This is a genomic window from Rhizobium sp. MHM7A (assembly GCF_005862215.1).
Taxonomy (GTDB): Bacteria; Pseudomonadota; Alphaproteobacteria; order Rhizobiales; family Rhizobiaceae; genus Rhizobium; species Rhizobium bangladeshense.
On sequence record NZ_VCHT01000001.1, the window covers coordinates 587626 to 611997 of the forward strand.

A 24372-nucleotide genomic window follows, 5' to 3' on the forward strand; every position below is an offset into this window, starting at 1 on the left:
TCCCGACCACGGACAGGTGATCCCATGATGCTCGAACACTTCGATGGCCCGTATTTCATCGACGGGGACGCGCTCTATTTCAGAAATCAGAGCGGTGCCATCAAGGTCTGCGACACGACCGAACTGTTCGGGGTCGGGTATGATGCGCAGGAAGCCATGCTGCTGAAGCACGGGCAGGCCTCGCTTGTGGCGGAATACATGGAGACGCTGGCGGCGGCTTTTTCAGGTTCTCACATGCCAGGCCTGGCGGAAGGCTTGACCTTCGTAACCTTCAAGATCGGGCCGGAAACCATTGAGGAGGTCAATGCGTGCATCCAGGTCACCAATCGCGTCGGCAGATTGCCTGAGCGCCTGGAAATGATTGCGAATGGAGAAGACCTTGGCCCAACGCTTCACTGAGCTGCGCAAGAACGTCACGGTAGAGGAACTGCAGGAGCAGCTTGACGAGATCGTCGATGATCTCGATGCGAACCCTGGCACAGTCTATCACGTCGTGGATGAACAGGGACGCCGCTTCGTGCTCATCTCCAAACAGCACTATGACGCCTTGGCCAGCGTGGAAAAGGGCTCTCCGGAAACCGAAGTGGAGAGCGCCATTACGCTCTCCGACCCTTCCGAAATGTCTCAAACGTAACGAGCTTGGACGGGGTTGGCGGGGGGTCGCCGTCCGTCAGCCGCTCGATTATGTCCTCGGACGTCTGCGGTCGGGAATAGATAAAGCCCTGAATTCGGTCAACCTCGCCGGTTGCCGTGACCGCGTGGAGCTGTTCTTGTGTCTCGACGCCTTCCACCACCACGTCGAACTTCATGGACTTCGACAGGGCGACAATGCCGTTGAAGAGCAACTGTGACTGCAGATCGTGCGCCACGTTGATAATGAAACTTCGGTCGATCTTCACCTTGTCGAAATTCAGTTTGGTCAGGTAGCTGAGTGCGGAATAGCCGGTGCCGAAATCGTCCAGTGCGATCCGCACACCAAGTTGCTGAAGGCTCTTAAGCGTCCGCGACATGTTGTGGAAATCATTGACGAAGACGGTTTCGGTGACTTCGATCTGTAGCCGCCTCGGGTCCAGGCCGCTTTCTGTGAGGCAGGACCGGACCATGCCAAGGACCTCAGGATGAGCGACATCTAGCGTCGAGAAGTTGACGGATACCGTCGCGTTGGCTGGCCAGGTTGCGCAGTCCTTGCAGGCTTTCATCAGAATGGCCCTTGTCACCATCTGGATTACGCCGATCTCTTCCGCGATCTCGATGAATTCGGCAGGTCCCACTTCTCCAAGTTCGGGGTGAACCCACCGGGCCAATGCTTCGCAGCAATCAAATGCCGAGCCGTCTGGCAGGAACATTGGCTGGTACATCATCTTCAACGAATTCTCGGAGATTTCTTCTCTCAGAGCGGCCTTGATCTGGAGAGTGCGCTGGTACTCCATTTCCATGCTGCGTGTGAACTCGGTCCAGGCCCGCGTCGGCATGCCTTTCACCTTACGCAGAGCGTGGTCTGCGCGGGAGAAAGCCTCCGTCAGAACAAATCGACCCGACTTGTGCACGTAAACGCCGCCAGAGACCTTGATGTCGATGGAATGGCCGTGAACGATATAGTTGGTGTTGATCTTGTTGAAGATCGTGTCCAGCTTGACGGCAATGTCGTCAGTCGACTTGATACCCGGAATTGCGATGACGAACTCGTCTCCGCCGTAGCGGCCGATGATCGTCTCGAATTCTATTTCGTTCAGCTTGTCGGCGATCTGCTTGATAGCGGCATCGCCTGCCATCTGGCTCATTGTGTCATTGATCAACTTCAGCTGATTGATGTCGAGGACACAAATCGCAATGCGCTCGCCCAAACGGATTTTCGAGGATGAAGCTTCGACCAGACTATTCCAGTGACGACGATTGGGCGTCTGGGTCAGCGTGTCCATGTTCGCCAGACGTGCCATGACACTTGCGTTCTCAACCTGGCTGGTGATGTCCGTGAACACGATGACCGCGCCCTGCAACGGGTTTCCCTGGTCAACGTCGCTCAGGTGATTGACGCGAAACTCAAAGTGCCGCCCTTCCGGCGTCCGGATCGTCGTTTTGTCTTCAAGACCGCCAAGCAGTCCCCGCAGTTTGATACGGAGCGGTTCAAAATCCTCGACGGTGACCCCATAACGTTTTCGGACAGTGTCGAACAAAAATTCAAAGGGAGCACCAACCAGCTCGTCCTCGTCACCAGCAAGTGGCAACTTGAGCATGTGGCGACCCGTTTGGTTCAAAAGAGCAACTCTGCCTTCGCCATCCAGCATCATCATGCCGGTTGGCTGGTAGTTGAGGGCAAGATTGAGCGCGACCGACAGGTCCTCCGCCTCAAGGCGGTTATGATAGTTTGTTTCCACCAGATCGGTGACTTCTTGAGCCGCTGTTTTCGCGACCATGCCGAATGGGAGGAACACGACCGCAACCGAGCAGTACCAGTAATTTTCCTCAATCACCCCCACTGCGAAAATGGCAATCGCTAAAGGTATCACACCCAAGATGAGGAAGGTCCAGGTGAGCTTCTTTGCTCCCAGGTTACGACCGATTGTTGATGTCAGCGTGCCGAATGCCACGCCGATTGCCAGATAAACAGGAACCTGAAAGCCGTGGAAGAGGACGGAGTATAACTCAAAGGCTCCTATCCAGAGGGCGATCCCGCTGACGCCGACCATGTAACGGAACTCCCAGCGCCTTGAAAAGGCGAGGTCGTTTTCTGCCTCTGGAGTGTAGGCCTGGCGATATCTCTTGAAATCCCAGGTCCGGCCTATGAAGACGGCGATCACGATGAAGAAGAACACCAGGAACATGACATCTCCGGTCGCGCCGTAAGATATCAAGCTCACAATCATATGGCAGATCGCGCCCAACACGGACTGTTTGAGGCTTCCATAAAGCTCTCGCACCAGCCGGTGCCGGATAATCGCGTTATTGTCTCGGCCAGTCTGCAAAGAAAGCGGCATGCATTCGCCTCACTGTGCGCTGGCGGGCGCTTTGGAAAGGTCTGGTTTAGGCCGTTTTTCGAAAAGCACGACCTCCCCCTGCCTGGCGCTTGCGAAGAGTGCAATCTTCTCGCGGATTTGTTCTCGATCCATCGGATATCCAAGATGGTAGCCCTGGATATGATCGATTTGCTGGTCACGCATGACGGCGTTGAGCTGTGCGTCCGTTTCGACACCTTCAACAACGACTTCAGCGTTCATGCCTGCGGACAGTGCCACAAGAGCATGGAGTGGCTGCCGCATTTTCTCATCAGGCTGCAGCGAGGAGATGAAGGAACGGTCGATCTTCACCTTGCTGAGTGGCAGTTGCCGGACATAGTTCAGGACTTGATAACCGCTACCGAAGTCATCGACAGCGATATTGACCCCCATGTTTGCGATCTGCTCCAGGACCGACTTTACATGGGACAGATTCTTGATCACCGCGTTTTCATGAATTTCGATGTGAAGACGGCTCGGATCGAGGCCGGTCTTGGCCAGGGCTTCTTCGATCATGTCCAGGCAATCGCTCTGGTAGAGGTCATGGGTGGAGAAGTTGACGGCTACGCCAACATCGCTGTTCCAACTGGAGCATTCCGCACAGGCAATATTCAGGACATGCCGCGTGATCGCCTGCACAAGACCGAGTTCCTCGGCGACCTTGATCAATTCCTTTGGCGAAACTTCACCCAGAACCGGGTCAGTCCATCGAACCAGAGCCTCGCAATAGGAGATCGCTTTGTCCGGCGTCTTGAAGATCGGCTGGAAAACGACTGTGAGGTTGTCATTGTAGATAGCCTGCTTCAGAGCATCGCGGACGTCGATCTGGAGCATGAATTCATTTTCCAGCTCGCCCGAGAAAAGACCCCAGAAGTGATTGGGGGCACGCTTGGGATTGTGCTTGACACGGTAAAGCACGTAGTCGGACTTCCGCATCAATTCGTCGAGACTGAAATTGGCCGCATCGGTCAGGGCGACACCACCCGAGCAACGAAGTTTCGTCGGCTTGCCCTTGATTTCATAGGTGGTGCAGATGGACGAGAAGACATGATTATAGAGTGCGGCCACGTCTTCATGAGGCAGGAGGTTGCGATAGGCGACCACGAACTCGTCACCGCCGAGGCGCGTGAGGATGATGCGATCATCTTCACGTTGCAGCTCAAGCATCTTGGCGGCAACCTTTTCGATCACCTCGTCACCAGCGTCGTGTCCCTGGGTGTCATTGATGGTCTTGAAGCCATCAACGTCAAACTGGCAGAAGGCAATCAGGCGATCTTCACCTAGATTATCGGCCGCTTCCTGCATCAGTTCGTGCATGTAGCGCCGGTTCGGCAGATGCGAGAGCGCATCGTAGCGGGCCTGACGCCAGTTTGTCTGGAGAGCGAAACGCTGTTCCGTAACGTCTTCGCACAGGACGACGGCTCCGGTGAACTGGGCGTCGCGATTGGATCGGCGGTCGGTCGAAGGGTTGATGACGTGTGCTGTAAAACGGATGCATCGACCGGACTTGGCGTCGATTTCAACCGTAGTCTTCGACCCGTTGAGCAGCGAGTAAATGGTCTCGCTGATGCTGGCCAGCTCTTCCTTGGTGTGTCCGGCCATCTGACCAACCATCTTCAGAAGCTCATCCACATGCATCCGTTCCCGGTTCAGCGTCTCAGGGAGACCTATTGCCTTGATCGCGGTGCCGTTCATCTCAACGATGTAGTTGTTCTGATCGAGCATGATCATGCCGTTAGGCATATTAGCGATAGCGGCTTCAAGCCGTGCATTGGCTGAAGCTGCTTCCTTCTCCTGTCGAATACTGGCAACGAGCATGCCGCGAATAAAGCTTGAGAAACTGTCCGTCACGAGAACTGATGGGATCAGCAGAAGCCCCGCTGCCGCCAGGGTGTACTCGCCGGTATAGAAGCCGGTGGCCACATAGGCGATGCAGGGCGGGAAGCCGTTGATTACCGTCAGGAAGCGTACGTTCCTCTGAGAACCGAAGTTTCGACCCACCACTGATAGAAGGGAGCCGAACTGCAAGGCGAGGCAGATCGTCGACGCGGTCGAATGAGGTGTCTGCCAGAACGAATAGGAAGTAATCGACGTCAATGCGAGGCTGACGGCCATAGAACCGATAATGTAACGGTTTTCCCATTCACGAATGATAACGATGTCGTCGGTGGTGCGCTCGTGGAAGCGTTCGGTGAAGATCGACATGTCCTTCTGGCGTGCCAGGAAGATGAGGACAATGACTGCTGCTGCGATTACATAGGCGGTGTCGAACGATGTGGAGACCCAGGCGACACCAAGGCTGAGAAGGTGAATGAGACACCCCGCAACCAGAACCTGCTTATGCTCATAAAGAGAGCGTACCAACGCAAATTGGACATCGTTTGGAATATACGTTTTTGGTGACGACACGTTACGCGAACTTTCCAGTGGTCACCCTGAAGGTTAACCGAGACCATACCAATCATCGCCTGCCCCCCAAATGGAGCCAGGTGTGCTTTCCTACCCATGTTAGACTTACTCGGTGGGTTGTTGATGGACGCTTATCGAGTTCGTTAAACCTTAAGCGATTTCAACAATTCCACACGGCTTATCCGCATGGCGATCCTTTTAACGAATATTTAGGTTTTGGCAAGGTTTCTCTCAGGAGGCGAGTAAAAACGTCGCACGCACGCTGGAATGACGGCAAAATAAGGGAAATCACCTTAAAAACGCCTCCCGAGGGCCCAAGAACCAAGGAAAAAAGGTGGTCTAATCGCTGTTAGGGTTAACGACCAGACCTGTCACAAAACCTTGGATTTTAGGAAAACCCAAGGTTAACGTTCTTCATTATGGCTCCCTGATGCACAAACGCCACAGGTGTCAGTTTTGATAGTTTATCTTTGTGGCCGATGTGGTGTCAGCCAAAGGTCTGGGCAGGCGCTTCCGCTTCGAAAGCTTCGATGACAACCCCACGATTGCTGGCCTTCTCGATGTACGTCTCCTGCAGAGCAAGAGCGTCATCCACAGTGAGTGTCCCGCCCTGATTAATGCCGGTGATCTGCAGGCCGTCACGCGACAGCATCAGCTTGGCGAAGCCGACAATCCTGGCCTCGGCATCTGAGCCCATCGCTGCGATAGGCGATAACGTCCTTGCCGTGATCGCATAGGCTCCGAATTGCCGCCTGCACCATTCGTCGGTCAGAGTGCATCGCGCTCGACGGCAAAGCTCATTGATTGCCGCAACCTCGTCGGCATTCTCGCCCGCCGGGTCCCATTCATAGCATAAACTGCGGAGTACGAAGCCCCGGATTGCCGCATAGACCACCGCCTCGTCCTCTTCATGAGGGATGTAGGTCTGCAGCTTGAATGCCACGTCGCTGACCAGGCGGTCCTTTTCGTAGTCATTTTCGGCCAGGATGGCGTCGATTTCCTCCTGATCGAAGCCGCCCTCCTCCTTTTCCAGCCCATATGTGCGCAGCACTCGGTCCTGAATTGCGGACCAGACTTTATCCTCGTCTGCGATCAGGTCATGATGGGTGATCTCAATCTCGAAGATGCATGGGTCCATACCAAGCGATTGTTCGCTCTGAGTGGCCATTTCCGCGTAGAAACCGGCCACCTTCGGATCGTTGGTCACATAGACGCCGCCAAGGGACACCAGCCGATTGTCTTCAGAAAAGTCGGTCTCGATCCCGCTGCCCGGGATAAGGCCGTCTTTCATGATGCTGTCAAACTGTGCGGAGCCGTGAAAAAATCTCATGCCGATGACCTTGCTACGATGGGCGTGCAAACACAATCCCTGAAGGCGAGGAAAGATACCAGCATACCACCATCGTCTATTGCACGATTACGGATGACCGCTGAATTTTACGCAAGGAGATATGTTGACATTATTTTGGGAAAGCGGGTTCAAGCATTGAAATTTTTCCTTGATCTGATATTTAAATGGCGAAGTTACAAGGAAATCTGAGATGACACTTTTCGTCCGCGATGCAGCCTACGAGACAAATAGCAGCTCAACGCACGCTGTGGTTGTAGCTGAAGGCGATATCAACGATCTTTCTTTTTCCCAGCAGGCTCTGCGTCGCGGCGTCATCACAATCAATCCGGATCGCTCATACGGTCGTGGATGGAAGCGTCATCGTACCCCTGAAGGCAAGCTTGGCTACCTACTGACGGTTGCGGCCGGAGGTTATGTCGCCGCTCCACGCGGCAAGGACGTGCTGCCTTCCATCATGGACAAGCCCAAGGTGCAGCAGATCGTCAAGGCGGTCCGCAAGCTCACCAAGTGCGATATCGAGTTGATCTTCAATCCTGGCCCGGACATTGAGCCTTACAGCAGCGACTACCTGTTCGCGGAGGTTCGCCAAGGTTTCGATCTCGATATTAATGACCAAGACCTCCTCAAAAGGCTCTTGTTCAGCAGCAAGTCCTACATCGAGACCGGCGACGACGAACAAAGTCCGCCCTTGCGTATTCTGACCGATATCGGCGACGGACAGGGCGACGGCAAGGAATATTACGATCCAACACTCTTTGAAGCCGTAGATCGCCCTGCTCGCTGGTTCAAGCTGCAGTTCATGCCGGACGACGTCGTCAATTATGTCGATGACGAAGGCTATGAGCATGCGCCGACCATCGCAACGTATCTTGCGTCCAATCTCTTTGGCGAGGGTAAGTTCTTTGGGGTTGTGACTGAATGCGAACTCGATATCAAGGAGTATATTTCTTGGGATTACGAGAAGCGAAGGGCTGCCGATCCGGATTTCGAGAACACGCGCGCGTCTGGCCGCAAATGGTTTGCGGGCAACGAGCTGCATTGGCTCCTGAACGTTGCTCGTGACGGCTTTGGTAATACCGGTGATCGCCGCATGTATATTGCCCCGGAGCTTGATATCAAAGTCACTGTCACAGGGACAAGCAGCAAGGCCAACATGAGCATCGCCGATGTCGACAGGTTCGAGGTCAAGTTCCTGACCGACGATTCCTCACTTGAAGTTATTCGCGCCGAGATGATCAACGCGTATAGTCATTGGCATAACGTGGATTAAGCCATGGGTGCGCAATGGGAAAGACATACATTAGAGCTTCCGCATATGAGTCCAACAGTTCGAGCAGCCATGCCTTGTCGGTAGCAGCAAGCGAAAATATGGATCGTTTCTTCGATGAAGCAGCGGTTCGAAGCGGCGTGGTAAACATTCGAATGGAAGAGCGCGGGGATTATCAGAATGACTTCCGGTACTACCTGCCGGAGAACATTCTGGGGTTCCTGATAGCTGGCGAAATCGAGGGTGACGATGATCCCATCGAACCCCCGAATTGGCAAGAACTCGGTTTTTCCGGCTATGGCAAATATGTTGTCGCAAGCCAGGAGATCGATGTCTTGCCAGTTCTACGCCAGCATTATTCTGCAATCGATGCCGGGATCGTATTCCTTGAGGAATTCACCCGGCTGAAATTCTCACTGGTGATCAGCCCAGGCCGCCCGCTCATCGTGGATACCGGAAACCTTGGTTACGTCACCGGGTACTTGACCGATCCGGATACGCTGAAGAAATTGTTGTTCAACAAGGAGTCCTACGTCGAAACGACGATGGAGAATGGCTGGAGCGACTTGCCGATTGACTCAGATATCGGCCGCATTGCCGCGTAACACGCGCCGTCGATTTCATCTTCGATGATCTTGACGTCTCTGCAAAATGCGTTGACGATTACGAGAAAAATGAGAGATGAAATGCTGCAAATCCGCGACGGTGCCTTCGAAAGCAATAGTTCGAGTAGCCACAGTCTGGTGCTCGGACGTGATGATATTCTAACGAAATCCTTTTCGCAGGAAGTATTGCGGGCGGGAGTTCTTGAATTGTCAATTGGGAACACAGATTTTCAAGACTGGTTCCGGTATTACCGTCCGGAAAGCATCGTGAAATACATCATCGGTTCTTATGTGGATGTCTTTTATATCGAGGGACTCAATTGGGATGACGACGAAATCAACATGATACCGCACCTGGTCAAAGGAATTCCTCAGATCGGGAAACTGGCCGAATTTGTGAAGTCGGAATATGGTGTTGAAATCAGGCTTGAGTGCAAGCCACGAGACGTCGAGTTGTTGGAAACCTACGACAGCCTGAGCTTCGACAAAATTTTGGATCACCGAAAAAGTTTGCGCAGTCTGTTCGGTTCTGAGTTCTCTTACATTGAGACCAATCCGGAAAACAGTTTGCATGACGACTGGATCAACACCGATATGGGACGTGCGATGTCCTATAGTGAAAAGAGAATGCCTCAGGAGAGAACCCGATGACATATTCCATTCGAGATGCGTGTTTTGAAAGCAACTCGTCGAGCAGTCATTCATTAGTAATTGCTAATGGTGATATTTTCGAGCTTTCGTTCTCCTTGAACGAGACCCGGCAAGGAAAAGTAATCCTGTCGGGACAGGAGCAGGGATATACGCGCTGGTTCCGGTTTTATCGGCCGGAGAACATTTTGGCCTACCTGATCATCGCCGAAGTCGAGAACCAGGCGACGGCTCGCCTTGAGGCATTCAGGAAGGACATCGCAGACATGGTCTCTGACATCCGGCCAGCTGACATCCTGCCGGTGATGCGCTGGAACTTTCCGGTGATCGACAGTGCGATCTCCTACCTGGAGGGCGAATACGGCGTGGAGTTTGAGTTCCTGCTCGGTCGCGATGACACGGTTTCCATGCTCGGAACGGGCAACCTGCAACCACTCACTGGCTATCTGAACAAGAAGGATCGTCTGAAGGCGCTGCTATTCCATCGCGGCTCGTATCTGGAGACCAATCCCCAGAATGGCTACGGCGTGCAGCCGAAGTTCATCCCGACGGATTTGGGCGAGGATGACTTCGTTGCCGACCACGATGAACAGGTCGTGCGCGAACTCCAGGCGCTGGAGGACACCAACCGGATGCTGGAAGCGATGATTGAAGGCCCGGAAAATAATGACAATTAACGTTAGAAATCAAGTATTTGAAACAAATAGTTCGAGCAGTCATTCAATTACGGTTGCCGCCGATGACATGCTCGATCTCTCGTTCGACAAAGAGGGTCTTCGCAATCGCGTGATCACTATTACGCCGCGCGCGAATGGCTATGGCTCCGAGCAGTTTCGCTATGTTACCCCTGAAGGCAAAATGGGCTACCTGCTGGTTATGGCGGCTGGGGGTGAAATCGATATCCATCACTCCGTTTTCGACGGCAAGGAAATCGATATCCTTCCCCACATGATCAGACGCCCGGACTACGCTGACAATTTTCGGGCGTTGTATGACTTTGTTCGCGAAGAGTGCCGTTGCGAACTCCGTTTCGTCATGGATCACAAGCTTGCTTCATCGATCTATGTATCTGCGCAATCAATCGACCTTGCCAGCCTGGTGCAGGACAAAGCGAAACTCCGTCGCCTCCTGTTTTCCAGCAAATCTTGGATCGACACCCGCCACGGTGAGGACGTGTTCCACTTCGACCGTTACCTCGAAAGCGACATCGGTCAGATTTTCGCAAGCCCGCACGCCTATGTGTCACGGTCTCTTCCGTCGCATTTTGAGCTAACATTCCGAGGCGAAATGGCGTCATACAGTGATGGCATTGGCGACATGGTAAGCGGAGTGCTTACTCCGCCGAGTGCATGGGAGGAAGCGACCAATTCCTTCATTTTCCTCCGCTCTCAGACGGCAGATGCTCATATCGTGGATTTACAGATTGGCCGGGATGAAGAGCCGCGTGTCGATCTGGAGCCGGAAAGTGATAGCCCGTTTGCAGATGCCTTCCATAACCTGGTGCACTACCTCTATCTCCGAAACGCGAGCGACCAGGCGCAGGGATACGGCTTCAAGTTGACCGTGGAGCCTGGGATCAAGGCCCACGTGCGCGGTCGGCGGCAGATGAAGGATTTCTGGCCACACTTTGTCGCAGAAACCGGCGTCAAGATTGCTGTTGCCTGCGATGAAGCAACACGGGTGGACGTCAGGCGATATTTCGAAGACGCAATTCGGGCAAAAGCATAGTAAGTTCAAAGCCTGATCGCTTTTGTATGTTGTAATTCCTTCGAATGTCTGCAATGAAGTGGCAACCAAAGGAGTTCTTCATGCAAATTCAGGTCCGGGACGCGGTATTCGAGACAAACAGCAGCTCCAGCCATGCCGCTGTGATCTCGGAACAAGATATTCTTGACCAGGATTTCGATCAGTTGGAGCTGCGTGCGGGCAAAATCGTGGTGGAACCGCGCTATTTTGGATATGGCTCTCGCCCCTACCGATACAACAGTCCAGATGGCAAACTTGCCTATTTGCTGATCCTGGCAATGGGCGGTCGAATCCACGTCGATGAATTCGATTTCAAAGACGAAAAGATCGACGTCCTTCCCTTCCTGCTGAACCACGAGCGCGTCGACTATGCCGAACTGCGCGGATTGGTGGAATTCGTACGCGCAGAAACCGGCTGCGTGCTGGAATTTGTCATGGACTTTGAAACGGCCGACTCCATCCGCATGAATGACGAGGTCTTGAACCTCACGCCTATGCTGGAAGAGAAAGCTACGCTTCGTCGTCTGTTGAAATCCAGCAAATCCTGGATCGACGTTGGGAGCGACCAGAGCAATGCGTTTTCGCGCTTCATCGACAGTGACCTCGGCGAAGTCCTGCGTAATCCGCAGGCCTACGTAGGGCGTCAGCTGGATCAGAGCTTCGAAATCTATTTCGTCGACAAGCGGATCACCTATTCCGACAGTGCGGGCACTGTCATCAACGGCGTGATCTCGCTTCCTGATGCTGTCCATTTCCTCCAGGCTCAGCTCTACATTGACGCGCATATTGTTAGCCTGCAGGTCGGTCGCGATGAGGAGGCAGTATCGAGCTTGCCGAAAGAAACCGAGGCAGAGATCAAGGAGGCGTTCCACAACCTGGTTCACTTTATCTTCGAGGAAAATGCGCGTCCGGATATTCGGGAAGATGTCTTCAATCTGACGATTTCCAATGTCATCGCGCCCAACCTTCGGGGAATTCGCCGGGCCATGAGCTTTGAGGACCCATTCTTTGGCGAAGTGGGTTTTCGCTTGAAGGTGGAATGCGACAATAAAACATTGGAGAGTGTCGGGACGCGCTACGAGAAGAAGATCGTTCGACACTCGTGATTTCCTGACTTTCCGCTTGCGGAAATGTCAACAATATGGGAAAAGCAATCAACGAAAGGAATTCCTATGGATATTCAAGTCCGCGATTGCTGCTACGAGACGAACTCAAGTTCCAGCCACTCGCTGTCGATTTCGGCTGACAATATCTTCGATATGAACTTCTCGCAGGAGACGCTTCGTTCGGGAGTAATTAAGCTCGTCGTGCCTGTCGATGAATATGGTGATGCGGTCCATTTCGAGAACGAATGGCGTCGCTTTTACACGCCTGAAAACATCCTGCTCTATATGCTGATTGTCGCGGTGGACGGAAAGATCACGGCCCACTTCCCCGACGTCGATATCCTGCCGACACTGGCTTACAACTATAAGCGTGCTCGCGACTTAGCCGACGCTCCTGCTTCGCGTTACCGCAAGCGTCTGCGTGACCTGATGGACTGGGTCAAGCGTGAGACCGGGTGTCGCGTGGAGCTGTCGTTCCCGACCGTTCCGGAACCCTCCCCTGTTCCCCGTTCTATCTGCATTGGCAGTGATCAGGCGAAGTCTGCGCAGTGGCTCCTCAAGGATCATGGTGCGCTCAAGTCCCTGATCTTCAGCAGAAAGTCCTATGTCGAAACCGGCTACGACAATGAGCTGGCCCCATATTTCATTCCGACCGATGATCGCGGCATCGAGACCTACTTTGCCGAGCGGGTTGTGGAGCGGACAGACCTTCCCTCTTGGTTCACCCTGACTGCCGCTGATGGAAAGTCGCTGTCCTATGAAGATGCGGATGGTGAAATCATCAGCCGCGACGGGTCGCGTGTCTACGATCTCTACGACCTGGTCCGGGTCGCGGGGCCTGTGAACTTCCACCTGGTCGGCTGCGATATCGTCCTTCCCGTCTACGTTTCCTCCTGGCCAGCGGGAATGGAAGAGCTGGACGTTGATCTGCAGATCGCAAACAAGGATCGATTGCTCGACCTGATGAACGCCTTCGTGAGCTACGCTGTGTCAGCAAACGCCCCAGCCGGTGAGGCCGCTCGCATTACTATGAAGCCTGGATTCGAGCCGGGTCTGGTTGAGGACGGTACATCCAGTCAAGTGGCGCGTATGCCGCATGACTGCAAGGAGTTCAAGGTCCGGATTGCATGCGACGAGGAGACCCGTCTCAAGGTTCGTGCGAAGTCAGCCAGCGTTCTGATGGATAAGGCCGCATGATCGAACTTCGCCACGATAACCTGCTGAAGTGCGACGCTGAGGCGCTGGTGAACACAGTCAACTGTGTCGGCGTCATGGGAAAAGGCATCGCTCTGGCTTTCAAGGACGCTTATCCGACGAATTTCAAGGCGTATGCAGCAGCGTGCAAACGCAACGAAGTCCGTCCGGGCACCATGTTCGTGTCGGATATCGGTGACATGTTCGCTCGCAAATGGATCGTGAACTTTCCGACAAAGCAGCATTGGAACGCCCCGTCCAAGATGATCTGGATCGAGGAAGGTCTGAGGGACCTGGTCCGGTTCATCGAAAGCAACAAAGTGGCGTCCATCGCCATCCCTGCCCTTGGTTGCTCAAACGGCGGGCTTCCCTGGAATGACGTTCGTCCACGGATCGAACGCGCCATGGAGCCGCTGACCGGAACCCGGGTTTACCTCTATCCTCCGCAAGGAAACTGACATGACCATCGTAATCGCCAAGGAAGAACCCACGATCATCGGAACGACGGCTGCCGAAATCGGCGCACCGTTGCTTCACGCCTACCGCAATGGTGGTTATGACGTTTCGATCTATGCCAACGGCACCAAGGTTCGTCACGCCTTCGATCCATCTATCGCGCCGGAGCATCCGGAGCAAATGGACCTGAAGATCACCGACTGGTGCGATGCCGGTTGCGCCTGGTGTCATGAGAAGAGCACCACTCGCGGCCAGCATGGCGACGTTGATGCGATGCTCAACCTGCTGAAGGACCTTCCGCCCGGCGTCGAGATCGCCATTGGTGGTGGTGATCCCCTCTCCCATCCCGGCTTTGCCGATCTGGTTGCGGGCCTTCGTGGCTTTGGGCTGATCCCGAGTGTCACGGTGAATGGTCGCCACATCGCGCGTCACCGGGCCCTGCTCGAAACCTTGATTGGCCGTGGTCATCTGTTCGGCGTCGGCGTCTCGTTCTTTGAGCAGATGCCCGACTGGGACTATGAGCACATGGTCGTTCACATGATCGCTGGCGTCGACAAGCCGGAAGCGCTCGACGACGTCAAACGCTCGAAGCTACTGATCCTGGGCTACAAGAACTTCGGGCGCGGCGAAAAATACCGTCACGCATTCTCGGAGAAGGTTCAGGCAAACATCGATCAGTGGTTCCGTGAACTGCCGATCCTCGCCCGCAATCACCATCTGTCGTTCGACACCCTTGCCATCTCGCTGCTGCGGCCGGACCGCCTGTTCAAGGACCGTTCGACCTATGAGAAGCGCTACATGGGCGACGAGGGTCAGTTCTCGATGTATGTCGACGGCGTTCTCCAGCAGGCCGCTATCAGCTCCTATTCGAAGGATCGCTATGAGTGGACGGATATCCGCTCGATGTATGGCGTCGTTCGCCGTGAGAGCGGACATACTGCAGCAAAGGCGGCGTAAGTCATGCTCGGAGACCGCTACACGTCATTTCACGCCTTGGAACGGCAGCTGCAGCGCGAGGGCTATTACTGCTCGTTCTCGTGCACCTATGACGCCGGGGCTCCGGACGACCTGAAATGGTCGAACGACGATGACGGCTGGGAGATGCGGCGCAAGCTCAAGGCCTGGGCCAAGAAGCACAATATCACGGACTACAGGATCGTCAGGAATACGTCCTGGGTCCGTGACCTGCATGGCATCGTCTATGAGCTGTGGGTCCCTCACAAGAAGAAAGAGCAGGACCAGCAACCCACGTGAGCGTCAGAGCCTTGGGGCGTTGTCCGCTTCAAGCTCTGGTTCAGCGTCAAAAGCCAGGTATAGAGCCTGTGCGTTACGGGCCACATCATTGTAGGCCGTATCCATTTCGCCCAGCTTGGCGAGATCAGGGAACCATTTGATGACCCTTCGCTCATCGCCGCGAGAAAGCCGAATTCAAAATTTTATTGTTTACTTCTTCGTTATCTCATAAGCCGCCGATTCCTTCTCCAAAGCCCGCAGGCCCTTTGTTCTTTTGCAAAATAAGTTGCCCATAACGATCAGCAATTACGCTTCCATTTTCGTTCGTCGCCTCTGCTACAAAAAGCGTTACAGAGGCGACGGTCAGAACAAGAGCCAACAGACCGAAGATTTTGAGCTTACGCCTTTTCGATTTTCTAATCTGTTTTTGCATCACAATCTCCGGCGCTGAAGCGCGATTGACGCACGGTGGCCCTATCGGCGCAACTATAGTTCCGATAAATAATGGTCTGGGCCCCCTGCTGAATGTCGCGTTCACTTAGCCAGTAGTGGCAAATACTGCTGGATCGTTTCTGGGTTCTGCTGCGTCCAGTAGACAAATGCACCAACGAGGATCGACAGCAACAGGCCGGTGAAGGCGAGCGTCGTCAAGCTGCGCTGCTTGATTTCCAATGGCTTCTCCAGCACATAGAGGATCATGAAGCCGGTGCCGACATTCAGCATGGCCTCGATCTGCAGGTTCGCACCGGCCGACATCAGCATGAAGAATGCGCCGAACGCCATCAGCTGCATGCCAAGCCAGCTCTGCTTCTCAGTGATCATCCAGCGGTTCGCGCGGATCAGCATGGAGAGCGCGAAAACGAACGGACCAAGCCAGAGCATCCCGGTGCGGAAGATGTCGAGCTGTGGAATGCCGGGCGTAAACAGGCGCTCAAAAACGAGCAGAGCGCTGATCAGGAGGCCAGCGCCACCGGCACGGCTCATGGTCTTTTCATCTTCAAAGCCGATGAAATACGCGAGCGGCGTGATGATGATGCTGAAACCCATGAAGGCCATAAAAGCGGCGACTGTCGCGAAACCAAGAATTGGCTCCTGGTGATAGTAGGCCATTGCGCCCCAAAGGATTGTCAGCGTCAGGAAATAGCGCGGCGGGTTTTCCTTGAGCTTATGGAGTTTTGCCGTCAGCAGCAGAAGTCCAGCAAGCAGTAATGCGCCGGGGACAAGGAACCAGGTTTTCGAGTCCGAGATGTCGAAAATCGAGGGTGCTGCGAGCAATGCGGCCGAAAGCGCGTAACCACCTGCTTCGTAGACCGCGACCGGGATGACTTTGAAAATAGCCAGCAGCCGCAGGACGGCACGACCGAAGAGGAAAACAAAGCTCACGGTGCCGACGATCAGCGCGAAAACCATAAGCACGTTGGTCCAGGTGACCAAACCTGCCGCGACCTGAAGTCCCGTAAGCTGTTCGCACTGACCAACCGAGGCCGGAATATCGGCCAATTGCCTGATAGATGTCATTGGGCAAATCTCGAAGGAGGAATGATGCTAAAAAATATAGCTGCGTCTGGAAACCTCGCAAGAGGTGTTTTGAATTTCGAAATTATTTCCTTCTATACAGCTGTCATTTCTCGTGCATGAGTTTGTCTGGAACCTAATTTGTGGCGGGAAGTTGAAAACTGTAACGAATTCCTTGAACATGGAGGCGCAACACGGGAAAGCAGATGACTCGCAAGAACAAGACATCCCATTACGGAATTCCAGATTTCTCGATGACGGTCCAGAAAACCGGCGGGGACGTTGCCATTCGCTTGAGTGTTGGGATGACCGATTTCGGCATGCGGCGGATTTCTCTCTTCGGAGAGGACCTCGCAAGAATGGTTCCGGGTGACGCACTCCTCTTTCTCACCGCGCACTGGCCTGCGATTTCCGGTCCCTACTCCAGTAGCTCTTCAGAGGATGTCGAGATCGATCTCGCCAATCTCCTGGCTGAGAAGTCGGCTCCCGTGATCATGCGCCGGTCTGGCGTCTTCGTTGGTTTCGACGCGATCAGGCCTCGCATCGATCTTGGGTCGCACTCTGTTGTGGTACTCGAATGTCTGCTGCGTCTCGGCGACCTGCTCCATGATGTCGTCGACAATGAGAACCTGAAGGTGTCGTGGCAGAAGGCCAAAGCACGTACGCAGCTCTTCCCCATGGCAGAGGAGCGGCTGGGCATTGACGATGACCTCGTCCCTACTACTCCAGTTTTGCCATCCGACAACGATCTGGCAGACGCTACGATGAGTATAGCTTCCAGAGAATTTTGGGAGGAGACAAAATGGCTCGCCAAGCAGCTCAGCCAATCCTTCGTTGAATACTGTAGCATTGCCTACTGGCTCACCGCCCGGAACCTTCTGGCCGCGACTGACAAGACGGAAGTGGCTCCAACCGGTGAGGAATGGGCCTGGGAAACAATGGAACGGCCTCCGGAGCTGCCGCCCTTCGAAGTCATCACTGACATGCTGCATCGGGCAGCCAAGGCAATCGGTACCGACGTCAACTCGGTCGCGCGGGATGCCTTGTTCGACAGGAACAGCTGGGCTCGCCAGATCGTGGTTTATAAGCGCTGGTTTGGTGGCGGGGAAAGCCGATCTGCCCATCGTGCAGGGCTCGTAACCGGGTCATTCCATATCGAGCTGACGCAGTTCGATGCCAAGACCGGTGCCGGTAAGGCAAAAGCGGGTTATCGCGAAGGGGAAACAACGCTGAAAGCGATCAACCCGGATGTTAACCTGGCTTTGCAGGGTCTTGTGGGGCGCTGTGTCACTGTTGAGGGCACAGCCACCTTCACGGCCGAAAACAAAACTCCGCTCTCGATCAATGTCTCGAAAGCGGAGTTGGATAAGCATGCAGAAGGGAGCAAGGCCCGGCTAAAGAAGCTCTTGCGCGACTAGGCGAACTTCGGAGCCGGAACGTCCAGCGTCGCCATGTAGGCTTCCCGGACGCGGGCTCCTACGGCTTCGTCTCGGAACTTGTGCAGGTGATAGGTCTTGTCCTCGACCAATGGTTCGAAATGGTTGTTGATCGACAAGACAACATCGGCATCGCCAGCCTGCAATGCCGTTATCGCTTCATCGCGGGTAAATGCTCTGGTTTTGCTCGCTTCATTGACGATGCTTTCTGCATGACCAAGCCAGGTGTAGAACTGTGCCTCCTCCTCGGCGTTGTCGAAGTCGACGGCATTCCCTGCATAATAGGCATGAACCATGCCCCGCTTGACCAGCTTCATTTCGTCGGCGGAGACCTCCGACTGGAGTGAGCCTTCAGTGCTTCGTACCGTGAATGGGCGTCTTATGCCGTCATCTGCCTCACCGTTCTGCTTATTCCAGAAGGCGAGGTAGTCGATGTTGACGATCTTGCAATAGCGACCGCCAAGGGCAATGACAGTATCGCCTTCGCAGAATGGAACCTCTGGCAGGTCGGCAATTTTTGCGCGCTCGCGGCGAAGTCGCGGCAGGTTGGTGTCGTCGAGATAGTGTTGCGGGACCGTCTCTTTTTGTCCATCTGCAGTTTCGACATTCATCCAGCGGAAATTCTCGTAGATGCCCGGCAACATTCCATTGTTATTGGCGAGGCCACTGGAGGTGGCGGTGAAACTTCGGATGGTGACCATCGTCCCGGGAGCAAGTTTCAGATAGGACCCACGAACGTCATCGCTCAGGGGAACGGTCATCCCGATCTCAAACGGTGTCATAGCAAAATGGATGTCAGGCAGTTTCATGGGCGGCCCCGTTAATGGCAATGGCTTGTAGCGGTAGAATGGTCTGAAACCCGGCAAGCCACAAAGATTGATCAGGCCGGAGACGCCTGAAGGTCGCGCGCCAGGTGACCGCCGTCGGTCGGAACGGGCGGCTCAGCGTGACGGACGTAGACTTCCAGCGGGACGACGAGGCAAAGCATGGCCAGATAAAGGATGAAGTCCGGCGCAGGCCAATGGAGGTTCGCCGCAAAAAGCATGCTGAACACTGCAAGGCAACGTAGGAGGCCACCCATACGGCGCTTCCAAAGGGTCCGAGTGGCCAGATGGTATGCCATCGCGGGCTTGTAGGTGGAAAGCGTCCACTCCCGCCTGACGGCTCTGGCCAGACCAAGGGCGGACTTCACAGTGGGCCAAAGGAAAACAGAGAGCGCAATCAGGAAAAGCAGCATCGCTTCGACATCTTCTGATCCAGCAGAAACGATGATCGAAGCCGACACAACAAGGCTTCCGACGGTAACGGCGAGCAAGAGAAGAAGAGGATGGATGCCTGCTGCCCGATAAACACGCCGGTTCAAGGCAGCAATACCATCAAGAATGCTTGCGTCGATCTGGCATAGGGCATCTTGCGCCCGTTCGCGATCCCATTTCATCCGATCTACTCCTTTGCCGCTAAGAACATCATACGGAAGTTCATGCAGGCGAAAACCATTGAACCAGTATTTAGAGTATGGGAACTGGATTTGAAGAGCAGAAAATCTGCGCGGTTTCTGGCCTCAAAAGTCAAGAGAATGCTAACGTTTCCTCGTGTACACAGGAAATGTGGAAGTTGAGTTTATTGACCAAAGCAGAACAAAACGTCAATTTTCCATTCAGACAGCATGGCAATGGCCATGAATAAAGCCCGGAGAAACCATGCTTTTGACCATCGACCAGTTCATTGCCAAAGCTAAACTGGCTTTGCCTGACGTGCTTTATGGCCTTCCTGGCGCGCACAGGATGCATTTCCTGCCGGTGATGGCATATCCGAAGGGCGTTTTCGTTTCGTCGTCAATATTTGTCGAAGATCGCATTTCCCGGGATGGCAAAGAGAAGACACCTCCTGCCCCGACTGCGTATGCTGAAGAACGCAAGATTATGAACGTCGATTTCGCCTGCAGTCAGTCGGGCGGGACCGGAGCTACGATGAATTCTCTGTTCTGGGCCCTTGCACAGGAAAACGGCGGTTACACGCTCCTTTCCCGATCATCGGAATGGGAATACAGCCACGACGAGGCAGAGACCACCATCAGCGCCTATGCGTTATATCTGCGCCGGATGGGCGTGGACCAGACCGACACGTCTCCCATCGTCGACACCTTCCTGAAGCTGAAGAATTACCCTGCCCTCGATTTTATCCGCGCCTCTGCGATGAAATTTTCCAAGGTTGGTGATCAAGTCGCGGTTGATGGCATGGAAGACCTGATTGAACGTCTCAAGGCGTTCTGTGAAGCCCCTCGCTGGTCGGAGCGCGGCACACGCCCATACGCAGACCTTGAACGCCTGTCTGGCTCGTTCACTCGGTTCCTTCGCAGGTATGTCGACGAACCCGTTCTTGAGAACATTGACGAGGCAATCGCGACGGGTATGCCAGCGGTGGAGGCTCTGGAGCGAGCCGGACAGGCGCTGAAGACCCATGCTTTCCGTGTGGACGACAAATTCAGTGCGATTGAATGCATGGCAAACGAGTATTCCGGTCAGTCATTGATCGATGCCGATGTGCCTCCGTCCCCGGAACAACTGGCCATCTTCCTCGCCGCCATCGAACGGGCAGCCGAAACCGGCTTCTCTGTGGTGCGAACCAATATCAACCTCGCCAATCGCCGGATAGCGAAGCTGAAGCAGTATGAAAAGCTGATCGAGAGCAAGGCGAGCCGACTTCAGGATGGCGAGATCACGTTTGCGGAAGCGATGGAAACGCTGCGCCAGGTCGTAAACCTCGAACGTGCCGCCAATGACAATCCAGAAGGGCAGGATGCGGCCGAGCTGATCGATGCAGCAACATCGTTTAAAGTTGCGCTCGCCCTCGCCCGGCGATTTGCGCAAGAGGTCCATGAAGAGATCGTCGCCGACTTCGAGGCCTCGCTTCCAGACATTCACGCCTTGCTGGCCGCGATCCGTTCGTCCGATTTCCCGGCGGACCTGGAGGTCGAACAGCGAATCGAGAATGACGGTGCCGCCCACGGCATAAAATAACGAAGGAATTCCTTTCGAGGATGGGCTTCACACGAATTCCTTGGAATCTTCAAAAATAATTAACCTCCTTGCCGCTGAGAAAAATCAAGGAGTTAGGTCGCACAACGGAAAGAATTCCTTGTTCCAGGGAGCCGACGCACAAGGAATTCCTCGAAAATTTCGTTGACGACATTAAGGAATTGTTGTTTCCTCCGGCCAATCAAAACTTCCGGCTAGAGGCTAGCAACGATGAATTCTATGCACTTCAAGTTCCAGACCGACACCGCTGTTCCGGCTCCGACGGAGTTGAACAAGAAGCGGATGAAGTCCGAAATCGCTCGGGACATTCTAAAGCGCTGCAATGAGTTTCACAGCAACGTCGATGCTGCCCACGAGTATTTCTCCAACGCCTACGAATCCTACAACCGTGACAATGTTCCGCTCGTTTTGGTCAATATTTCCAAGGATCAGCTGACTGTCACCGACCATGGCTGCGGCATGGATTCCAATGGCTTTGATCGCTTCTGGTGTATGCATGCCGAAACCCAGCGTCGCCCGAACGGTCTCAACCGTCGTGGTTACAACGGAACCGGCAAGATTGCCGCTCTTCGCTTCGCTGAACGAATCCATGTTTCTACCGTTCGCGACGGTCTACGTCAGACCGCCTATCTAGACCTGGCAGAAGTGCGCCAGGCCGCTGCGGACAGGCGAGACCCGGAGCTGGTGACCGTCGAGCAGGACGTACCGACTGCCGCACGCAACGGCACGGTCATCACGATTTCCAAGCCTCTCAAGGAGCAGTTCCCCGAAGGTTTCGACGCCGGTTTCATTCGCGGCGTCCATGCGAAGATCGCCGAGGAACGCATGATGTGGATGTTTATGGGCCACGTCATGGTAAACCAGGTGGAAGTCGAAGCGCTTTCGGTTCCGCGTGACGAGGAGCGGACCGAACGCTCAGAATGCGGCCACTTCACGGCCCAGTTGTACTACCTTGAAAAGGGTTATGAACACGAGCTTCAGGACGTGCACGTTCTTATCAACGGCACGTTTGTGGCCGCTGAAAAGTGGGGCAAGGACGGCCATCGTCTTGCCAACCGCGTTTACGTGAAGTGCGACACAAGCGTCGAATGGGCTCAAGCGCATTTTGAACATCAGCGCGAACGCTTCACCTCTGAAAGCCGCAATCTTCGCATGAAGACCATCGTTCCGGCAGCTCAGGAATACAAGAACTTCGTCACCAAGATCGTTTCCGACTTCATGAAGGAATTGGACCAGAAGGACGCCGAGCGTCGCAAGGAGTTCTTGGATCAGCAGACGCGCGATCTGGAGAGCCGCATCGGGAAAAACATTTCGGCTTTCTGCACGCGCGCCCGTCGCCATCTCCGCCTTGGCACCGGTAAGCCTCGTGGACCGTACGAAAAACGCGAAATGGTCGAGCGCGCAGAGCGCAAACCGTCCCGTTCTCCGGTCGATTTCCGCCTCGAAGAATTCGGAAACGATCAGGAACGTTACCGCTTCAATGCCGAAGCCATGGAAATCACCGTAAATACGCGGTACGCGCACCTCAAGGCTATCGCGGCCAACGGCAAGAAGACCTATGCAACCGAGCAGGCTGTGCTTGAAACAGGTATCGCGGCCTTTATCGATATGGAAATCGGTCTACGGCTCGACGAAATGTTTGGTGAAGCAGGCCCGAAGTCTGTCGGCGAGTACACCCAGGCTGCACGCAACATTCGCCAGGAGCTGGAGCAGACCGCTTACAATCTCGTCAAGGGTCAGTTTGAAGCGTTCCGCAAGCTGTCTTGTGCCATGGCGGAAACCGAAGAACAGGCAATCAGCGACCTCACGGTTGGAGAATGATCATGGAAGACGTTGTAATTCCCATCGTAGCTGATGCCGCACCGGTCATCGATCTCGCCGCGACCCTAACCGACTTCATCAGCATCGGGGTGTTCCACACCTCGGTTCTGCGACAGGTCGCAAATGAGGAGGAGGTTTTCGACGATCTGCGCAATCTGCGCCAGGATATCGATCAGGTGGTGCAGATTGGTAATGGTTGGGGTGTCATTCTAGACAACCAAACCGTTGCCGTCCGGACCATGCTTCGTATCGCTGCGGTGACAGATAATCGTGTAATTCCTTTCACGGATGTGGCACAAGCCATCGTAAAAATGGCTGAGTGGGGTCCAGATGTAACCGACGCTGGCATTCGCAAGGAATTCGGGAAGCGGTGGGGCAATACCCTGGAAATCTATCCGTCCGAGAATGTCATTCGTAAGCTTGCGGAGTTCATCGGTGCGACATCGAGCAACAAGGGTGTCGATTTCTCGACGACCAAATACGTCATCGAGCCGACCGACCTGGAGTATGCCGTTCTGGAAACTCTGGAGCTGCAGTATGATCGCTGTGCGCCGACCAGCCGTCTTTGCCGTATGCTGCCCGGCACACCGAGCCGCACAAAGGCCGACTATTCCATCCTGAAGGGTATCCCATTCGTCCTCAAGCCGTCACGCGATGTCAATCGCCTCATCGGTTACGAGCCGAACCCGTTCCTCACCAGCTCCGAAGACAAGTCGAGCTACGTTTCGATGTACAAGTCGGTCAACGGCGAGCGCATCGTGCTTCAGTACGTGGTCTCTGAGCAGAATGTCGAAGGCAACAGCTTCAACATTCCGTCCAGCGCCCGTGAGGCTATCCATGGCGTCTATGCGAACAAGCGCGCCAAGGGCAGCATCAGGTACAACATCGACGGCAAGGACGCGCGCAAGGTCACTGGGATCGGCAAGTACATTCGCACTATCTACCCTGATTACGTGGAAGGCCAGTCGTGCTTCATCCTGCTGGATCGCCGGGATCGTTCGGCCGATGTCATTCTATGCAGCCAGGACGGCGGCAAGACTGAACTCGAAATCCATGCCTGGGTTGCCGAGGCTGACGCTAAAGCGGCGTAATCGGCCGAAACCAACCAGAAAGCCCCGGTTTCAAGGCCGGGGCTTTTGAAATTTGACTGGACTTCGCTCCCTGCCATCCAGTGAGGAAGCCGGATCAACAGTATGGTTTCGCGACTGCCTAATTTCCTATTAGGAAAATAGGCAGTCGCTCAATAAAGCGCGTTCCCTGCCCTGCAGGTCGAGCATTTTGGTCGCTGGATATCAGCCGACCGCATGAACACGTCCGTTTCTCAATGATCAGCGCGTTAACCTGAGAAGGCTGAGAGCGTCACTTTTGCCAGATAGATGTAAAGCAAGCTGGTCGCGACGGCGCTCGACATCATGAAGGTCATGCCAGCTAAGCGCCAAGGAGCATTGGCATGCCATTCACGCAGATATTCAGCCTCGTTAGTGTCTGGAAGCGGCATATAGACTCGATGCATGGAAATCTCCGAGGCGAATGTGCTCATCTTGAATAAAGAAA

The 24372-nt window shown here is 54.5% G+C and carries 24 protein-coding genes; 16 read left to right on the forward strand and 8 right to left on the reverse strand.

The window, feature by feature from the left end; all coding sequences use genetic code 11:
* Positions 1-24: 24 nt before the first annotated feature.
* Together FFR93_RS03550 and FFR93_RS03555 are read left to right on the forward strand one after the other, a co-directional pair.
* Positions 25-399: a hypothetical protein gene (locus FFR93_RS03550; protein ID WP_138391990.1), complete on the forward strand. Its 375-nt coding sequence runs from the start codon at positions 25-27 to the stop codon at positions 397-399.
* Positions 380-634 (forward strand): hypothetical protein, encoded by a 255-nt coding sequence (locus FFR93_RS03555; protein WP_138391991.1) that lies wholly within the window; start codon positions 380-382, stop codon positions 632-634. Before FFR93_RS03550 ends, FFR93_RS03555 begins: the two co-directional genes overlap by 20 nt.
* Here the strand turns inward: FFR93_RS03555 and FFR93_RS03560 are convergent.
* The 3 genes from FFR93_RS03560 to FFR93_RS03570 all read right to left on the reverse strand — a co-directional run bounded on the left by FFR93_RS03560 (position 597) and on the right by FFR93_RS03570 (position 6732).
* On the reverse strand, positions 597-2687 hold the full coding sequence (locus FFR93_RS03560) for a GGDEF domain-containing phosphodiesterase (protein ID WP_171049054.1): 2091 nt from the start codon (positions 2685-2687) through the stop codon (positions 597-599). The two genes, FFR93_RS03555 and FFR93_RS03560, sit on opposite strands and share 38 nt — an antisense overlap.
* 297 nt (positions 2688-2984) lie before the next feature.
* A complete protein-coding gene (locus FFR93_RS03565; RefSeq protein WP_138391993.1) occupies positions 2985-5357 on the reverse strand; it encodes an EAL domain-containing protein in 2373 nt (790 codons plus the stop codon).
* 532 nt (positions 5358-5889) lie between these two features.
* The gene (locus FFR93_RS03570) at positions 5890-6732 is read right to left on the reverse strand and encodes a hypothetical protein (protein WP_138391994.1); all 843 of its coding nucleotides are present in this window, start codon (positions 6730-6732) and stop codon (positions 5890-5892) included.
* 211 nt (positions 6733-6943) lie between these two features.
* On the opposite strand from FFR93_RS03570, the gene FFR93_RS03575 reads away from it, so the two are divergent.
* From FFR93_RS03575 to FFR93_RS03620, 10 genes are all read left to right on the forward strand, one after another.
* Entirely contained in the window at positions 6944-8023 is a 1080-nt protein-coding gene (locus tag FFR93_RS03575) for a hypothetical protein (protein ID WP_138391995.1), read from the forward strand.
* 14 nt (positions 8024-8037) lie between these two features.
* Positions 8038-8625, forward strand: coding sequence for a hypothetical protein (locus FFR93_RS03580; RefSeq protein ID WP_138391996.1), 588 nt, complete (start codon positions 8038-8040; stop codon positions 8623-8625).
* 81 nt (positions 8626-8706) lie between these two features.
* Complete coding sequence (locus FFR93_RS03585) at positions 8707-9276, forward strand: hypothetical protein (protein ID WP_138391997.1); 570 nt, start codon at positions 8707-8709, stop codon at positions 9274-9276.
* Positions 9273-9950 carry a hypothetical protein gene (locus FFR93_RS03590; RefSeq protein WP_138391998.1) on the forward strand — a complete coding sequence of 226 codons (678 nt, stop codon included), beginning with the start codon at positions 9273-9275 and terminating at the stop codon, positions 9948-9950. Before FFR93_RS03585 ends, FFR93_RS03590 begins: the two co-directional genes overlap by 4 nt.
* Entirely contained in the window at positions 9940-11001 is a 1062-nt protein-coding gene (locus FFR93_RS03595) for a hypothetical protein (RefSeq protein ID WP_138391999.1), read from the forward strand. The genes FFR93_RS03590 and FFR93_RS03595 overlap by 11 nt, the downstream gene beginning before the upstream one ends.
* Before the next feature lie 80 nt (positions 11002-11081).
* Positions 11082-12125 carry a hypothetical protein gene (locus tag FFR93_RS03600; protein WP_138392000.1) on the forward strand — a complete coding sequence of 348 codons (1044 nt, stop codon included), beginning with the start codon at positions 11082-11084 and terminating at the stop codon, positions 12123-12125.
* Between the two features lie 66 nt (positions 12126-12191).
* Complete coding sequence (locus FFR93_RS03605) at positions 12192-13322, forward strand: hypothetical protein (protein WP_138392001.1); 1131 nt, start codon at positions 12192-12194, stop codon at positions 13320-13322.
* Positions 13319-13777 (forward strand): macro domain-containing protein, encoded by a 459-nt coding sequence (locus FFR93_RS03610; protein ID WP_138392002.1) that lies wholly within the window; start codon positions 13319-13321, stop codon positions 13775-13777. The genes FFR93_RS03605 and FFR93_RS03610 overlap by 4 nt, the downstream gene beginning before the upstream one ends.
* Before the next feature lies 1 nt (position 13778).
* Positions 13779-14732: a radical SAM protein gene (locus tag FFR93_RS03615; protein ID WP_138392003.1), complete on the forward strand. Its 954-nt coding sequence runs from the start codon at positions 13779-13781 to the stop codon at positions 14730-14732.
* A gap of 3 nt (positions 14733-14735) precedes the next feature.
* On the forward strand, positions 14736-15029 hold the full coding sequence (locus tag FFR93_RS03620) for a hypothetical protein (RefSeq protein ID WP_138392004.1): 294 nt from the start codon (positions 14736-14738) through the stop codon (positions 15027-15029).
* A gap of 205 nt (positions 15030-15234) precedes the next feature.
* On the opposite strand, the gene FFR93_RS03625 is transcribed toward FFR93_RS03620, so the two are convergent.
* Both FFR93_RS03625 and FFR93_RS03630 read right to left on the reverse strand, forming a co-directional pair.
* Complete coding sequence (locus FFR93_RS03625) at positions 15235-15441, reverse strand: hypothetical protein (RefSeq protein WP_138392005.1); 207 nt, start codon at positions 15439-15441, stop codon at positions 15235-15237.
* A gap of 101 nt (positions 15442-15542) precedes the next feature.
* Positions 15543-16526: a hypothetical protein gene (locus FFR93_RS03630; RefSeq protein WP_138392006.1), complete on the reverse strand. Its 984-nt coding sequence runs from the start codon at positions 16524-16526 to the stop codon at positions 15543-15545.
* Between the two features lie 302 nt (positions 16527-16828).
* Here FFR93_RS03630 and FFR93_RS03635 point away from each other — a divergent pair, with 302 nt between their 5' ends.
* Positions 16829-17941 (forward strand): hypothetical protein, encoded by a 1113-nt coding sequence (locus FFR93_RS03635; RefSeq protein ID WP_138392007.1) that lies wholly within the window; start codon positions 16829-16831, stop codon positions 17939-17941.
* On the opposite strand, the gene FFR93_RS03640 is transcribed toward FFR93_RS03635, so the two are convergent.
* Together FFR93_RS03640 and FFR93_RS03645 are read right to left on the reverse strand one after the other, a co-directional pair.
* Positions 17938-18720: a hypothetical protein gene (locus FFR93_RS03640; RefSeq protein WP_171049055.1), complete on the reverse strand. Its 783-nt coding sequence runs from the start codon at positions 18718-18720 to the stop codon at positions 17938-17940. The two genes, FFR93_RS03635 and FFR93_RS03640, sit on opposite strands and share 4 nt — an antisense overlap.
* Positions 18721-18839: 119 nt before the next feature.
* A complete protein-coding gene (locus tag FFR93_RS03645) occupies positions 18840-19397 on the reverse strand; it encodes a hypothetical protein (RefSeq protein WP_138392009.1) in 558 nt (185 codons plus the stop codon).
* Positions 19398-19659: 262 nt separating this feature from the next.
* Between FFR93_RS03645 and FFR93_RS03650 the strand changes: the two genes are divergently transcribed.
* From FFR93_RS03650 to FFR93_RS03660, 3 genes are all read left to right on the forward strand, one after another.
* Positions 19660-20979 carry a hypothetical protein gene (locus FFR93_RS03650; RefSeq protein ID WP_138392010.1) on the forward strand — a complete coding sequence of 440 codons (1320 nt, stop codon included), beginning with the start codon at positions 19660-19662 and terminating at the stop codon, positions 20977-20979.
* Between the two features lie 228 nt (positions 20980-21207).
* Complete coding sequence (locus FFR93_RS03655) at positions 21208-22818, forward strand: ATP-binding protein (protein ID WP_138392011.1); 1611 nt, start codon at positions 21208-21210, stop codon at positions 22816-22818.
* A gap of 2 nt (positions 22819-22820) precedes the next feature.
* On the forward strand, positions 22821-23909 hold the full coding sequence (locus tag FFR93_RS03660) for a hypothetical protein (protein WP_138392012.1): 1089 nt from the start codon (positions 22821-22823) through the stop codon (positions 23907-23909).
* A gap of 245 nt (positions 23910-24154) precedes the next feature.
* Here the strand turns inward: FFR93_RS03660 and FFR93_RS40670 are convergent, their stop codons facing one another.
* Positions 24155-24331, reverse strand: coding sequence for a hypothetical protein (locus tag FFR93_RS40670; protein WP_171049056.1), 177 nt, complete (start codon positions 24329-24331; stop codon positions 24155-24157).
* Between the last annotated feature and the right edge of the window lie 41 nt (positions 24332-24372).

What these genes read in the sequence shown, in the direction of transcription:
- FFR93_RS03630 (WP_138392006.1), bottom strand. Translation starts at nt 16,526, where the DNA reads ATGACATCTATCAGGCAATTGGCCGATATTCCGGCCTCGGTTGGTCAG.
- FFR93_RS03640 (WP_171049055.1), bottom strand. Translation starts at nt 18,720, where the DNA reads ATGACCGTTCCCCTGAGCGATGACGTTCGTGGGTCCTATCTGAAACTT.
- FFR93_RS03660 (WP_138392012.1), top strand. Translation starts at nt 22,821, where the DNA reads ATGGAAGACGTTGTAATTCCCATCGTAGCTGATGCCGCACCGGTCATC.
- FFR93_RS03595 (WP_138391999.1), top strand. Translation starts at nt 9,940, where the DNA reads ATGACAATTAACGTTAGAAATCAAGTATTTGAAACAAATAGTTCGAGC.
- FFR93_RS03590 (WP_138391998.1), top strand. Translation starts at nt 9,273, where the DNA reads ATGACATATTCCATTCGAGATGCGTGTTTTGAAAGCAACTCGTCGAGC.
- FFR93_RS40670 (WP_171049056.1), bottom strand. Translation starts at nt 24,331, where the DNA reads ATGCATCGAGTCTATATGCCGCTTCCAGACACTAACGAGGCTGAATAT.
- FFR93_RS03615 (WP_138392003.1), top strand. Translation starts at nt 13,779, where the DNA reads ATGACCATCGTAATCGCCAAGGAAGAACCCACGATCATCGGAACGACG.
- FFR93_RS03570 (WP_138391994.1), bottom strand. Translation starts at nt 6,732, where the DNA reads ATGAGATTTTTTCACGGCTCCGCACAGTTTGACAGCATCATGAAAGAC.
- FFR93_RS03625 (WP_138392005.1), bottom strand. Translation starts at nt 15,441, where the DNA reads ATGCAAAAACAGATTAGAAAATCGAAAAGGCGTAAGCTCAAAATCTTC.
- FFR93_RS03610 (WP_138392002.1), top strand. Translation starts at nt 13,319, where the DNA reads ATGATCGAACTTCGCCACGATAACCTGCTGAAGTGCGACGCTGAGGCG.
- FFR93_RS03650 (WP_138392010.1), top strand. Translation starts at nt 19,660, where the DNA reads ATGCTTTTGACCATCGACCAGTTCATTGCCAAAGCTAAACTGGCTTTG.
- FFR93_RS03585 (WP_138391997.1), top strand. Translation starts at nt 8,707, where the DNA reads ATGCTGCAAATCCGCGACGGTGCCTTCGAAAGCAATAGTTCGAGTAGC.
- FFR93_RS03645 (WP_138392009.1), bottom strand. Translation starts at nt 19,397, where the DNA reads ATGAAATGGGATCGCGAACGGGCGCAAGATGCCCTATGCCAGATCGAC.
- FFR93_RS03600 (WP_138392000.1), top strand. Translation starts at nt 11,082, where the DNA reads ATGCAAATTCAGGTCCGGGACGCGGTATTCGAGACAAACAGCAGCTCC.
- FFR93_RS03560 (WP_171049054.1), bottom strand. Translation starts at nt 2,687, where the DNA reads ATGGTCGGCGTCAGCGGGATCGCCCTCTGGATAGGAGCCTTTGAGTTA.
- FFR93_RS03620 (WP_138392004.1), top strand. Translation starts at nt 14,736, where the DNA reads ATGCTCGGAGACCGCTACACGTCATTTCACGCCTTGGAACGGCAGCTG.
- FFR93_RS03575 (WP_138391995.1), top strand. Translation starts at nt 6,944, where the DNA reads ATGACACTTTTCGTCCGCGATGCAGCCTACGAGACAAATAGCAGCTCA.
- FFR93_RS03635 (WP_138392007.1), top strand. Translation starts at nt 16,829, where the DNA reads ATGACCGATTTCGGCATGCGGCGGATTTCTCTCTTCGGAGAGGACCTC.
- FFR93_RS03550 (WP_138391990.1), top strand. Translation starts at nt 25, where the DNA reads ATGATGCTCGAACACTTCGATGGCCCGTATTTCATCGACGGGGACGCG.
- FFR93_RS03655 (WP_138392011.1), top strand. Translation starts at nt 21,208, where the DNA reads ATGAATTCTATGCACTTCAAGTTCCAGACCGACACCGCTGTTCCGGCT.
- FFR93_RS03580 (WP_138391996.1), top strand. Translation starts at nt 8,038, where the DNA reads ATGGGAAAGACATACATTAGAGCTTCCGCATATGAGTCCAACAGTTCG.
- FFR93_RS03605 (WP_138392001.1), top strand. Translation starts at nt 12,192, where the DNA reads ATGGATATTCAAGTCCGCGATTGCTGCTACGAGACGAACTCAAGTTCC.